Genomic DNA, 11,774 nt, shown 5'->3' with positions numbered 1-11,774 from the left:
TCGGCCGATGGCCCTGATCCACCGCGCCACCATCAGCCCGACCAAGGCGGAGCTGCTCAACGACTGGGTTCCTACGCAGCCCTGGGGGAAGCGGGAGCTCGCGCTCGTGGCTGCGTACCGGTTCGACGACCCGGACGGCGAGGTCGGCATCGAGACGCACGTCCTGTCGAGTGCGGACGGGGACCTGCTCCAGGTCCCGCTGACCTATCGGGGCGCCCCGCTGGCCGGTGCGGAACCGTTCCTGATCTGCACCATGGAGCACTCCGTGCTCGGGCGCCGCTGGATCTACGACGCGACCGGGGACCCCGTCTACGCCGCCGCGCTCGCGTCCGTGCTGCTGGCCGGCGTCGACCAGGCCGAGGAGAGGGTCGAGGGCGCGGACGCCCCGCGAGAACCGAGCATGCGCGTGACCGCGAGCGGCTCTGGCGCGCGTGACGTCCCGCCCGTCCGCGACGTGCGCGTGTCCTCGGACGACTCGACGACGGTCGTGGAGACGTCGGGAGCGCTGCGCCTCGTCGTCCGGCGCCGTCTCGACGGGCACGCGGCTCCTCCCACCGACCGCGAGTCCACGCTCACGGGCACGTGGTCGGGCCTCGCGTCCCCGGTCGTGCTGGCCTACGTCGACTGAGACCGGCGCCGCTAGCGCAGAGTCGGGCGGTAGACGAGCTCCTGGGTGCGACCGTCCAGCGTCCGGCTCTCCAGCAGCTCGAGCTCGAAGTCGGCCGCACCCGCGAGGATCGGGCTGGCCCCGGTCCTTCCGGAGATCACGGGGAAGAGGGTGAGCTGGAGGCGGTCGACGAGTCCGGAGGCCATCAGTGCCCGGTTCAGCGACAGGCTGCCGCCCGGGGACCGCAGCGGCACGTCGGACTCCTGCTTCAGCCGGGCGACGACCTCCGCCGCGTCGCCCCTCTCGATCGACGCGTCGGGCCACCCGAGGGTGTCGTCCAGGGTCGAGGACAGCACGATCGCCGGCATGCGCCGCAACCGCGTGTTCCACTCGTCCACCAGGAGGGGATCGATCCCCGACGACCAGATCCCCGCCATCTCGCGGAAGGTGGTGGCGCCGAACACCAGGCGCTGCTCGGTCTCGAACAGTGCCGCGCGGTGCTCGAGCAGCTCGGGGCCCTGCTTGCTCCAGTAGCCACCCCAGTCGGCGCCGTCGACGAACGAGCCGTAGCCGTCGAGGGTCGAGAAGACGTCCCAGGTGTACACAGCGGTCATGGCAGTCCCCTTCCGAGCCGGCACGCGTCGTGGCCTGCGTCGCGGGGTCGCGCTCGCCCCCAACTCATCGTCGCGCTCAGCCCGATGATGGCAAGCCAGCCCGTGGGCGGCGCGCATCACTTGGAGATCGCCGCCACCCACGTCAGTCCGTCACCCCTTGCTCGCTCCGTTGGTGACGGCGTGGATCTCCTCCACCTTCTCGAGCACGTCCGCCACGTTGGCGTCGTCGTTCTGGAGGACCTCGATCCGGGATGCTTGCCACGCTGCTAGGTGACCGGCGACGTTGGCGTAGATGGACACGAGGGCCAGGTAGAGGATCGACGCCTGCTTCCAGGCGTCCGGCGCCCAGATGTAGACCGCGATCACGGGTGGGAAGTTCAGCAGCCAGAAGACTGTGAGCCAGCCGTTGATCTTCCTCATGAAGACCGGGTCCTCCTGGATGGAGGCCCAGAGGGTCTGTGCCACGCTCATGGCGTCTCCTTTCCTCAACGCAGAGCTATGACCTCTAGCTGCTGTGTGTCGTGCTGTCCGCGGCCAGGCTCCAGGCGCAGGTCCGCGATCGTCGGCTTCACTGACAGGAAGATGGCAGCGCCGGACGGCGGCGGCGCGGCGAGCGCCCCCTCTTCACCCGTCCGGGCGACCACGCAGCACCACGGGTCCGGTCGTGAGACCGGAACCCGCGGTGGGGTCAGCTGGTGATGGAGCGGCGGGCGCCGACGCGGATCCAGATGAGCAGCACGATGATGGCGCCGATGATCGATCCGATGATGCCGGCGGGCTGCAGGAAGCCGTCGGCGGCGTCGCTGCGGAAGAACAGGTAGCCGAGGAATCCGCCGACGAACGAGCCGATGATGCCGATGACGATGGTCATGGCGATGGACAGGTTCTGCCGGCCCGGGACGATGAGGCGTGCGAGCAGGCCCGCGATGAGGCCGACGACGATGATGGTGATGATGAGTCCCAGCATGGTGAAACCTCCTGGTGGGGCGATTGATACCCCTCGACTTCACCACCCCTAGGGTGGGTGCACTACACCCCCAGGGGGGTTTATCGTGAGGTATGCCCGCACCCCAGCAGCCGTTCACGGTCGCGCTCGTGGACGACTACGACGTGGTGGTGATGGGCGTGGCCAAGATCTTGGACGAGTACCGCGACCGGGTCGTGGTGGCCGAGATCGACACGAACGCGCCGGTCGAGCAGGCCGTGGACATCGTGCTGTACGACGCGTTCGCCCAGCCGGAGTCGGACCACGAGCAGATCGGTGAGCTGGTCCGCAACCCCAGCGCCCGCAAGGTGGTCGTGTTCACCTGGAACTTCCACCCGGACCTGGTCGCCAGCGCCCGCGACCAGGGCGTCCGCGGGTACCTGTCGAAGGCACTGCCGGCCCGCGACTTCGTCGCCGCGCTCGAGGCGGTCCATGCCGGCGAGGTGGTGGTCAGCGAGGTCCCGGGTCGGGTGCGGCCCGCGAACGGGCTGGACTGGCCGGGTCGCGGTGAGGGTCTGACGGACCGGGAGTCGGAGATCCTGGCGCTGATCACCCAGGGGCTGAGCAACGCCGAGGTCGCCGCGCACACCTACCTCAGCCCGAACACGGTGAAGTCCTACATCCGCTCGGTCTACCGCAAGATCGGCGCCCAGAGCCGCACCCAGGCCGTGCTGTGGGGCGTCAACCACGGGTTTGTCCCCGACCACCGCCGCATCGACCACTGGCGCGGCGGGCCGTAGAGAACCAGGCATCGGCACGCATCTGGCACGACAGCACGAAGGCCCCCTCGAAAGGAGGCCTGACCTGCGGTGATACTGGCTCCCTCGACTGGACTCGAACCAGTAACCGTCCGATTAACAGTCGGATGCTCTGCCAATTGAGCTACGAGGGATCGTGCGGGAAGAAACTCTAGCAGCCGTTCGAGGGTGCCTCGGACGCTCAGCGGGGGAGTCCGACGGCGTCGCGGACCTCGTCCTCGGCGGCGTCCACGACGGCCGCGACGGCCGGGTCTGACAGGTCGACGGAGGCATCGCCGAGGACCTGCGTGAACAGCACACCGGCCTCGTCGCGGCGCAGGACCACGCGTGCGCGGCGGCCATCGGGAAGTGTGACGGACACCGCATGGACGACCGACTGCTGGACCCGCTCCCGGAACGTCTGGGAGAACGCGAACGACCCGGGGACCTCGGCGAACGTCAGCCGCTCGGAGTCGCCCCACACCCATCGCAGGGTCATCGTGCGGGTGGCGGGGTCGAGCGAACCGTGGTCGACGTCCGACCAGGGGTGCCGCTGCGCCGGTCCGTCCGCGCCGAGGAGGTGCAGTGCGTGGCGCGTCGCGACGGCCCAGCGCCCGTCGGCGAGCTGGGTGCTCACGAGGACGGCGTCGCCGGGCCGCAGGTCGAGCCGGGTGCGGTCGGCGGCAGGCAGCCGACGACGGGAGAACAGGGCCACGCGGCAACGGTACCCGCGTGTCACACGCGCCCGATCCGGTACGTCAAAGTCACAAACCGGGACACAAGTATCAGATTGCCCGGAGGAGGATCGTGGAAGGAGGCGCGGTCACCCAGGTCGCGCCCTCGGATCGCGACGGATCAAGAGAGGTACGCCATGAGAGCCACGTATCGCGTTCTCGCCTTCCTGGTGGCAGCCGGAGTCTTCGTCCAGGCGGGCGCCATCGCGCTCGGCTGGTTCACCACCCTGCACGAGATCGAGGACGGTGCCGTCATCGACTCGAACTACGAGGGCAACATCGGTCACTCGATCCACGGCACGGTCGGGACGATGGTGATCCCCCTGCTCGTGATCGCGCTGCTCATCGTCTCGTTCTTCGCCAAGTTCGCGGGCGCGGTGCGGTACGCGCTGATCATCTTCGGCCTGACCCTGCTCCAGATCGCCCTGGCGTTCGTGGCGTTCGGCGCTCCGGCCGTCGGCGCCCTGCACGGGATCAACGCGCTCGCGCTGCTCGGCGTGAGCATCACGGCCGGCTCGCGCGTACCGAGGGGCGCGGCGACGACCGACACGTCGGCCCCTGCCGCCGCCACCGCCTGAGCAGATGACCGAGGGGGAGGCGCTGGGCCGACGGCGTCGCGTGGTCGCGGCGGTCGTGGCCGCCGTGCTCGTGGTCGGCCCGCTCGCCTGGTTCTGGTGGACCAGTCTCGTCCCGGCGCACGCGTCGGTGATGGACATGGGCTACCCGGACGCGGGCGGCGGGCCGGTGCGCGCCGCGGGGACCCACGGCCACGACGCCGTCGACGGACCGACGGTGAGCGTCGCGTCGCTCACCGGCCCGTCGACCGGCGTCCCCGACGTCGACGTGACGCTGACGGCGGAGTCGGGACCCGTCGCGCTCGGCGACGGCCGGACGATCCCGGGCTACACGCTCAACGGCTCCTCGCCCGGCCCGACCATCGAGGCGGACGTGGGCAACCTCGTCCAGGTGACGCTGGTCAACCGCTCGGTGCCCGACGGCACAACCCTGCACTGGCACGGCGTCGACGTCCCCAACGCCGAGGACGGCGTCGCCGGGGTCACGCAGGACGCCGTCCCGGTGGGCGGCTCGCACGTCTACCGGTTCGTCGTCGACGACGCCGGCACGTTCTGGTACCACTCGCACCAGGTCTCGCACGCCCAGGTGCGCGGCGGCCTGTTCGGCGTGCTCGTGGTCCACCCGGCGACGTCCGACGACGACGCCGAGGTGGTCGCCGCGGTCCACACCTACGGGTCGACGCCGACGATCGACGGCAGTCCCGACGACCTGCGCGCCGACGCCCAGCCCGGCGACCGCGTGCGCGTCCGGGTGGTCAACACGGGCTCCGGCGTGCTGCGGACCTGGGTCCCCGGCGCCGACGCCCGACTGCTGGCGCTGGACGGCCGGGACGTGCACGAGCCGGGGTCCGTGGGAGGTCGGGCGGTCCTGCTCGCCGGCGGCGGTCGCGCGGACCTCGGGGTGACCGTCCCCCCCGACGGCACCTCGGTGCGCGTCCGGCTGGGCTCCGAGTCCGTGATCGTCGGCCCGTCCGACGACGCCCCGGACGGCGACGACCCCCGCGCGACGCTCGACCTGCTCACCTACGGCACACCCACGGACGTCGGCTTCGACCCACGAGCCGCCGACCGGCACTTCGCCTACACGATCGGACGTCGTCCCGGCTTCGTCGACGGCCGCCCGGGCCTGCAGTGGACGATCAACGGGCACACCTACCCCGACGTCCCGATGTTCGTCGTCCGCGAGGGCGACGTCGTCCGGATGACGCTGCGCAACTCCAGCGGCCAGCCGCACCCGATGCACCTGCACGGCCACCACCTGCTCGTGCTGTCTCGCGACGGAGAGCCGTCGACGGGCAGCCCCTGGTGGACGGACTCGCTGGAGCTCGCCGCGGGGGAGCGGTACGACGTCGCCTTCGTCGCCGACAACCCGGGCATCTGGATGGACCACTGCCACAACCTCCCGCACGCGCAGCAGGGGCTGCTCGCCCACCTGGCCTACGAGGGGGTGACCGACCCGTACGCGCTCGGCGGCGAGGCCGACAACGCGCCCGAGTGAGCCTCGGTAGGGTTGCGGTGCCTCGGGGCAGTAGCTCAGCCGGTCAGAGCAGCGGACTCATAATCCGTGGGTCGTGGGTTCAAGCCCCACCTGCCCCACCGACGCCGAGCGTTCCGGTCGCCGGAACGCGCGACTCCTGCCACGATCTCGGGCACGGCCCGATGGTAGGAGGAGAGTCCGGTGGTCTCGACGAGCGGCACGGAGAACGCGCAACGGTCCTGGGAGCTCGCGGCCCGCGCCGGGTACGCGGTGAGCGGCGTGCTGCACGTGCTCATCGGCGTCCTCGCGCTGCAGGTGGCGTTCGGCAGCGGCGCCAAGCAGGCCGACCAGTCGGGTGCGCTCGGCACGATCGCGGCCACCCCGTTCGGCGGCATCGTGCTGTGGTTCTCCGTCGTGGCGTTCCTCGCGCTCGGCGCCTGGCAGGTGGCCAAGGCGATCCACGGCGGGTCGCCGACGGGCGTCCGGAGCGAGAGCGGCGCCGGAGACCGGGCCAAGGCGATCGGTCGCGCGGTCGTCTACCTGGCGCTGGCGTTCGGCGCGTTCAGCTTCGCCCGCGGGGGCGGGACCTCGAGCTCGCAGCAGACCGCCGACATGACGGCGAAGCTGATGAGCGCGCCTGGCGGCCGGGTGCTCGTCGCCGCGGTGGGCCTGGCGATCGTCGTCGTCGGCGGCTACCACGTGTACAAGGGCTGGAAGAAGAAGTTCCTCGAGGACCTCCACCGGCTCCCGTCGGGCACCGCCGGGCCCGTCGTCCGGCGCCTGGGTGTTGCCGGCTACGTGCTCAAGGGCGTGGCGCTCGCGATCGTCGGCGTGCTCTTCGTCACGGCCGCCGTGGAGGCCAACCCGTCCAAGGCCACGGGCCTGGACGGCGCGCTGCACACGCTCCGCGACCAGCCGGCCGGGGTCGCGCTGCTGGTCATCGTCGCGCTCGGCTTCGTCGCCTACGGCATCTACTCGTTCGTCCGCGCCCGGTATGGCCGGATATAAATCACCCGTTTGCGCGCGAAACGTGCGCGGGTGGTTGTTGCACAAGTGTCCAGTTTCGGGCATAGTTCCCTTCGTCAGCGACAACGGCAAACCCGCTGCAAGGCGGGGACGCAAAGCCACGGGGCCTACATGGCCAGCCGAGCTACCGAACGACAGGAGAACAGTCATGGCTGTCACCACCACCACCGAGGCCCCCCTCTCGCAGGGCGCTCTGCTCACGCCGGGCGAGGTTGCCGTGCTCTTCCGCGTCGACCCGAAGACGGTCACGCGCTGGGCCCAGGCCGGCAAGCTCTCGGCCGTCCGTACCCTCGGCGGCCACCGCCGCTTCCACGAGTCCGAGGTCCGCTCGCTCCTCACGGGCGTCCCCACGCAGCGCGCGGCGGAGTGACCTCGCTCCACACAGCATTCTGAGAGAGCCCCTTCCGACGACGGAAGGGGCTCTTCTCGTTCGGGACTCAGTGCAGCGTGACCAGCACCGCCGCGCGGACGTCCTCGATCGTGCGGTCCGGCTGGAACACCAGCCACTCGAGGCCGGCCAGCAGGGTCGCGCCGAACAGGGCCGCAGCCGTCAGGGACGGGTCGCGGTCCGGCCAGGTCTCCGCGACGACAGCCGCGAACGTCCCCATCGACTCGTCACGCACCAGCCGGATCGAGTCCTGCCAGCTGCGGCCGGTCCGGAACGTCTCGGCCACCATGAGCTTGGCGAAGTCGGGGTGCGCCCGGACCTGCGCGAGCAGCTCGGTGACCAGCGCCTCGAGCGCCTCCCGACCGTGCAGGCCGTCGGCCGCCGCGCGCAACGCGGCCGTCAGGCGGGTGACGCCCTCCGTGATGATGGCCTCGAAGAGACCCGACTTCGAGCCGAAGTTGTAGAAGACGCTGCCCTTGGCGACGCCCGCGGCCGAGGCGATGTCGTCGACGGACGTGGCCGTGAAGCCGCGGTCGGCGACGAGCGCGAGGGCGGCCTCGACGATGTGCTCCCGGGTGGTCGCGCTCATGGTCGTCAGCCTCTCAGATGCTCAGCGCCGGGTGGAGCCGCGCCACGGTCCACGTCCGCAGGCGACCGGCCTTCCACGACGTCACGGCCAGCGAGGCCAGGGTCAGCCCGACGAGGTACGCGACGGCGGTCCACAGCCGGGCGTCCGGGGTCCCGGTGATGAGGTCGCGCAGGCCCTCGACGGCGTACGTCATGGGCAGGAGCGGGTGGATGGCCTGGAAGAACGCGGGCGTCGTCTGGACCGGGTAGGTGCCGCTGGCCGACGTGATCTGGAGCATGAGCAGCGCGATCGTCGCGACCTTGCCCGCGGCGGAGCCGAGCACGGCGATCAGCATCTGCTGCACGGCCAGGAAGGTCGCCGCGACCAGCAGCAGGAACGCGACGGTGCCGACGGGGTGGCCGATGCTGAGCCCGAGCCCGAGGCCGACCACGCCGAGCAGCAGCGCCACCTGGCCGGCGCCGATCACCAGCGACGGCAGGTAGCCGGCGAGCGCGACCCGCCAGCCGGGCGCCGGCGTGGCCAGCGCTCGGGTAGGCAGCGGCCGCAGGAGCAGCCAGGTGATGAGTCCGCCGACGAACAGGGCCAGCGGGATGAACAGGGGCGCGAACCCCTCGCCGAGGCTGGCCGCGGGCGCGACGTCCTCGTCGTCGATGGCGACCGGCGTGGACAGGGCGTCGGCGCGGGCGGTGCGCTGCGCGTCGGTGTCGGCCGGGATCTGACCCGCTCCGTCCGAGAGGCCGTCGGCCAGCTGCTGCGCGCCCCCGCCGAGCGAGCCGGTCCCGTCGGCCACCTGGGCCGCGCCGTCGGCGAGCGTCGCGGTGCCCGCGGCCAGGCTCGACGCTCCGGTGGAGAGGGTGTCGGCGCCGTCGGCCGCCTGCTGCGCGCCCGAGGCGAGCGTCGACGCGCCGGTGGACAGCGTGGCCGCGGAGTCGGCGAGAGTGCCGAGCCCGGTGCTGAGCGACTGGGCGCCGGCCGCGGTCGTGGCGGCGCCGGCGTCGAGCGCGTGCAGCTGGTCGGTCATGGTCGCGACCTGCGCCGCCGTCGGCAGGTCCGCGCCCGCCAGGCCGGCCAGGAGTGCGGCCGCGTCGGTGTCCCCGGCCGCGGCGCGGGCCGTGAGGTACGCGGTGACCTGGTCCAGCCCGGCGGACACGGCGGGCAGCTGACCCGCGAGACCGTCGACCTGCTGGGTCGCGGCGTGCACCCCGTCGGCCACCGACTGCGTGCCGGCCGCGAGGGTGCTGCTCGAGTCGGCGGCCGTCCGGGCGCCGGTCGACAGCTGCGAGGCGCCCGTCGCCAGCCGTGCGGCTCCGCCGGCCACCTGCCCGGTGCCGTCGTCGAGCGCCGCCGCGCCGTCGGCCAGCTGCGAGGCGCCGTCGCGGGCGTCGGTGGCACCGTCGGCCACCTGCTGGGCGCCGTCGCTCAGCCGGGCCGACGCGTCCCGAAGCGAGATCGCCCCGTCGGCGGCCTGGAGCATGCCGTCCCGCGCGGAGCCGAGGCCGACCAGCACCTGGTCCACGGCCTCCTCCCCGGCGGTCGCGGCGACCGCGTCACGCACGTGGTCCATGGCCGACCGGCCGAGCGTCGTGCCGATGAACGAGTTGGCGTCGTTGTAGGTGACGTCGATCTGCGCGGAGGTCGGGTCGTCGCCGCCCGCGGAGACCAGGTCGGCCGAGAAGTCCGTGGGGATGGTGACCGCGAAGTAGAAGTCGCCGTCGCGCACGCCCGCCGCGGCGTCGGCCGCACCGGTGACCACCCAGTCGAGCGCGCCGTCGTCCGTGAGCTCGTCGGTGAGGTCCTGGCCGGCGGTCACCCGGGTCCCGTCGCGCTCTGCGCCCGCGTCGGCGTTCACCAGCGCGACGGGCATCGCGTCCAGGTGCCCGGTCGGGTTCCAGAACGCCCACAGGTAGAGCGCGCCGTACAGCAGCGGCACGAGCAGCATCGCGGCGACGGCGAGCCGGGGGAGCCGGCCGCGTCCGAAGCGGCGCAGCTCGGTGCCGGAGGTGAGGGAGAGCATGACGGTCCTTCAGTCGGTGGGGGCGGTGACGGGCACGACGGTCCATGCGGTGCCGGCGGCCTCGTCGGCCGCGGCGCAGGACGCGACGACGGTGACGCCGGTGGCGGCGATCGCCTCGAGGCGGTCCCAGACGATCCGGCGCCGGGCCCGGTCGTGCACCTGGTCCACGTCGTCGACGACGAGCAGGCCGGGGTGCTGGGCCATCGCGAGCGCGATGCGGAGCAGGAGGGCGTCGACCTCGTCGAGGTGCCAGACGACGGTCTGCGCGTCCGGCACGGGCCGGTCGCCGAAGACCGGGGCCAGCACGGTGTCCACGAGCGCCTGGTCGGCCCGCCGCGCGCGCCGGTACCAGGGCGAGAGCCAGGCGAGGCGTTCCCGGACGTGCGAGCCGACCGAGACGGAGTCGTCCAGCTCGTCGATCCCGGCGAAGCCGGCCAGCGCCGCGTCGCGCTGGACGGCGGCGCGCTGCGCCGGGAGCCGACGACCCAGGACGACGAGGTCCGCGGGCGCGTCCGGCACCATGCGGCCGGCGAGGGTGAGCAGGAGGCTCGAGCGGCCCGCGCCCTGGGGTCCCTGGATGAGCGTCAGCCGGCCCGCGACGAGGTCGAGGTCCACCGGGCCGTACACGGTGCCGCGGTCGGCGTGCAGCTGCAGTGCGCGCGCACGCACGGCGGGCGCGGGCACCTCGGCGGCGGGGGCGAGGATCTCGGGTGCGGTGGTCATGGAACACTCCTTCAACTGACCGGTCAGTACAAAAGCGTAGTCCCGAGAACAGCGTTCGTCGCGGGGCGGGCGTGTCGTTCTCCTCACACTCCGGGCGGTACGTGCCGTGCCGGCGGGTGAGGGCGCCTCGTCGACCGGCCTGCCGTGCGAGGATCGGCGCATGGCGATGCGAGAGATCCGGACTGTCGGAGACCCCGTCCTGCGCACACCCTGCGACCCGATCACGACCATCGACGACCGCGTGCGCGGCCTCGTCGAGGACCTGCTCGAGACTGTCGACACGGAGGGGCGCGCGGGCCTGGCCGCGAACCAGATCGGGGTCAGCCTGCGGGCGTTCTCGTGGAACATCGACGACGAGGTGGGCTACGTGCTCAACCCCGTGATCGTCGAGCTGTCGGAGGACGAGTACCAGGACGGCGACGAGGGCTGCCTGTCGGTCCCCGGCCTCTGGTACCCGACCCACCGGTCCTGGTACGCCCGGGTGGTGGGGACGGACCTCGACGGCAAGGAGGTGGTCGTCGAGGGCGTCGAGCTCATGGCCCGCTGCCTCCAGCACGAGGTCGACCACCTCGACGGGATGCTCTACCTCGACCGCCTGGAGCGGTCCGTGCGCAAGAAGGCGATGCGCGCGATCCGCGACACGCTCTGAGCGGCTGGCGCCCGCCCGCTTCCTCCGGCATGCTGTCCCCAGCACGCCGCGAGACCGTGCGTACTTCTGATTCGTGACTGAGGTCGTTGGGGAAGGCGAACCTCGAGCCCGATCAGGAGGACGACATGGCAGGTGCGATCACCCGCGGTGTACTTTTCGTGCACTCTGCACCGCGCGCGCTATGCCCCCACGTGGAGTGGGCGGCAGGAAACGTGCTGGGTACGCGCGCGTCGTTCGACTGGACGGCGCAGCCGGCCGGTCCGGGCTTCTACCGCGCGGAGCACTCGTGGCAGGGGCCGCAGGGCACCGGTGCGCGTCTCGCGTCCGCCCTGCGCGGCTGGGCGCACCTGCGCTACGAGATCACCGAGGAGGCCAGCCACGGCGTCGACGGCTCCCGCTGGAGCCACACGCCCGAGCTGGGGATCTTCCACGCCGCGACGGACGTGCACGGCAACATCGTGGTGCCCGAGGACCGCATCCGGGCCGCGCTGGAGCACGCCGCGGACCCGATGCGCCTGCGCACCGAGCTCGACCTGGCGCTCGGGCAGGCCTGGGACGACGAGCTGGAGCCGTTCCGCTACGCCGGCGCGGGCGCGCCCGTCCGCTGGCTGCACCGGGTCGGCTGACCTCGGCCGGCGTCCTCGCGGCGAGCGAGA

Annotated in this window: 15 protein-coding genes, 2 tRNA genes and 1 riboswitch; of the genes, 9 read left to right on the top strand and 8 right to left on the bottom strand. The window is 72.3% G+C overall.

The features are described from left to right. Positions 1–7 precede the first annotated feature (7 nt). The gene (locus AC1DQC_RS11550) at positions 8–628 is read left to right on the top strand and encodes a CG0192-related protein (protein ID WP_477051374.1); all 621 of its coding nucleotides are present in this window, start codon (positions 8–10) and stop codon (positions 626–628) included. 11 nt (positions 629–639) lie between these two features. On the opposite strand, the gene AC1DQC_RS11545 is transcribed toward AC1DQC_RS11550, so the two are convergent. From AC1DQC_RS11545 to AC1DQC_RS11535, 3 genes are all read right to left on the bottom strand, one after another. Continuing rightward, positions 640–1,221: a dihydrofolate reductase family protein gene (locus tag AC1DQC_RS11545; protein ID WP_477051373.1), complete on the bottom strand. Its 582-nt coding sequence runs from the start codon at positions 1,219–1,221 to the stop codon at positions 640–642. A 150-nt stretch (positions 1,222–1,371) separates the two neighbouring features. After that, on the bottom strand, positions 1,372–1,692 hold the full coding sequence (locus AC1DQC_RS11540; protein WP_477051372.1) for a hypothetical protein: 321 nt from the start codon (positions 1,690–1,692) through the stop codon (positions 1,372–1,374). A 217-nt stretch (positions 1,693–1,909) separates the two neighbouring features. Continuing rightward, a complete protein-coding gene (locus AC1DQC_RS11535) occupies positions 1,910–2,188 on the bottom strand; it encodes a GlsB/YeaQ/YmgE family stress response membrane protein (protein WP_477051371.1) in 279 nt (92 codons plus the stop codon). Positions 2,189–2,280: 92 nt separating this feature from the next. Here AC1DQC_RS11535 and AC1DQC_RS11530 point away from each other — a divergent pair, with 92 nt between their 5' ends. Next, positions 2,281–2,946, top strand: coding sequence for a response regulator transcription factor (locus tag AC1DQC_RS11530; RefSeq protein WP_477051370.1), 666 nt, complete (start codon positions 2,281–2,283; stop codon positions 2,944–2,946). A 76-nt stretch (positions 2,947–3,022) separates the two neighbouring features. On the opposite strand, the gene AC1DQC_RS11525 is transcribed toward AC1DQC_RS11530, so the two are convergent. Next, a tRNA-Asn gene (locus tag AC1DQC_RS11525) sits at positions 3,023–3,098 on the bottom strand. A 47-nt stretch (positions 3,099–3,145) separates the two neighbouring features. Then, the gene (locus AC1DQC_RS11520; RefSeq protein WP_477051369.1) at positions 3,146–3,658 is read right to left on the bottom strand and encodes a hypothetical protein; all 513 of its coding nucleotides are present in this window, start codon (positions 3,656–3,658) and stop codon (positions 3,146–3,148) included. A gap of 156 nt (positions 3,659–3,814) precedes the next feature. Between AC1DQC_RS11520 and AC1DQC_RS11515 the strand changes: the two genes are divergently transcribed. The 5 genes from AC1DQC_RS11515 to AC1DQC_RS11495 all read left to right on the top strand — a co-directional run bounded on the left by AC1DQC_RS11515 (position 3,815) and on the right by AC1DQC_RS11495 (position 7,125). Next, the gene (locus AC1DQC_RS11515; protein WP_477051368.1) at positions 3,815–4,255 is read left to right on the top strand and encodes a hypothetical protein; all 441 of its coding nucleotides are present in this window, start codon (positions 3,815–3,817) and stop codon (positions 4,253–4,255) included. 4 nt (positions 4,256–4,259) lie between these two features. Beyond that, positions 4,260–5,750, top strand: coding sequence for a multicopper oxidase family protein (locus AC1DQC_RS11510; RefSeq protein ID WP_477051367.1), 1,491 nt, complete (start codon positions 4,260–4,262; stop codon positions 5,748–5,750). 24 nt (positions 5,751–5,774) lie between these two features. Then, a tRNA-Ile gene (locus tag AC1DQC_RS11505) sits at positions 5,775–5,848 on the top strand. 82 nt (positions 5,849–5,930) lie between these two features. Beyond that, positions 5,931–6,737 (top strand): DUF1206 domain-containing protein, encoded by an 807-nt coding sequence (locus AC1DQC_RS11500; RefSeq protein WP_477051366.1) that lies wholly within the window; start codon positions 5,931–5,933, stop codon positions 6,735–6,737. A 75-nt stretch (positions 6,738–6,812) separates the two neighbouring features. Further along, a riboswitch (cyclic di-GMP riboswitch) is annotated at positions 6,813–6,887 on the top strand. Between the two features lie 16 nt (positions 6,888–6,903). Next, positions 6,904–7,125 carry a BldC family transcriptional regulator gene (locus AC1DQC_RS11495; protein ID WP_477051365.1) on the top strand — a complete coding sequence of 74 codons (222 nt, stop codon included), beginning with the start codon at positions 6,904–6,906 and terminating at the stop codon, positions 7,123–7,125. A 67-nt stretch (positions 7,126–7,192) separates the two neighbouring features. Here the strand turns inward: AC1DQC_RS11495 and AC1DQC_RS11490 are convergent, their stop codons facing one another. Genes AC1DQC_RS11490 through AC1DQC_RS11480 form a run of 3 tightly spaced genes read right to left on the bottom strand, consistent with a single transcriptional unit; the run spans position 7,193 to position 10,469 of the window. Continuing rightward, complete coding sequence (locus AC1DQC_RS11490; RefSeq protein ID WP_477051364.1) at positions 7,193–7,732, bottom strand: TetR/AcrR family transcriptional regulator; 540 nt, start codon at positions 7,730–7,732, stop codon at positions 7,193–7,195. 13 nt (positions 7,733–7,745) lie between these two features. After that, entirely contained in the window at positions 7,746–9,746 is a 2,001-nt protein-coding gene (locus AC1DQC_RS11485; RefSeq protein WP_477051363.1) for a YhgE/Pip family protein, read from the bottom strand. A gap of 9 nt (positions 9,747–9,755) precedes the next feature. Beyond that, a complete protein-coding gene (locus tag AC1DQC_RS11480; RefSeq protein ID WP_477051362.1) occupies positions 9,756–10,469 on the bottom strand; it encodes an ATP-binding cassette domain-containing protein in 714 nt (237 codons plus the stop codon). Between the two features lie 160 nt (positions 10,470–10,629). Between AC1DQC_RS11480 and def the strand changes: the two genes are divergently transcribed. Together def and AC1DQC_RS11470 are read left to right on the top strand one after the other, a co-directional pair. Next, positions 10,630–11,118, top strand: coding sequence for a peptide deformylase (gene def, locus AC1DQC_RS11475; protein ID WP_056090379.1), 489 nt, complete (start codon positions 10,630–10,632; stop codon positions 11,116–11,118). 125 nt (positions 11,119–11,243) lie between these two features. Continuing rightward, a complete protein-coding gene (locus AC1DQC_RS11470) occupies positions 11,244–11,744 on the top strand; it encodes a DUF3145 domain-containing protein (protein ID WP_477051361.1) in 501 nt (166 codons plus the stop codon). Positions 11,745–11,774: the final 30 nt, after the last annotated feature.

Source organism: Cellulomonas sp. P4_H12 (assembly GCF_056400905.1).
Note: the sequence above shows the minus strand (reverse complement) of the source record. Positions and strands in the feature narration are given on the sequence as shown.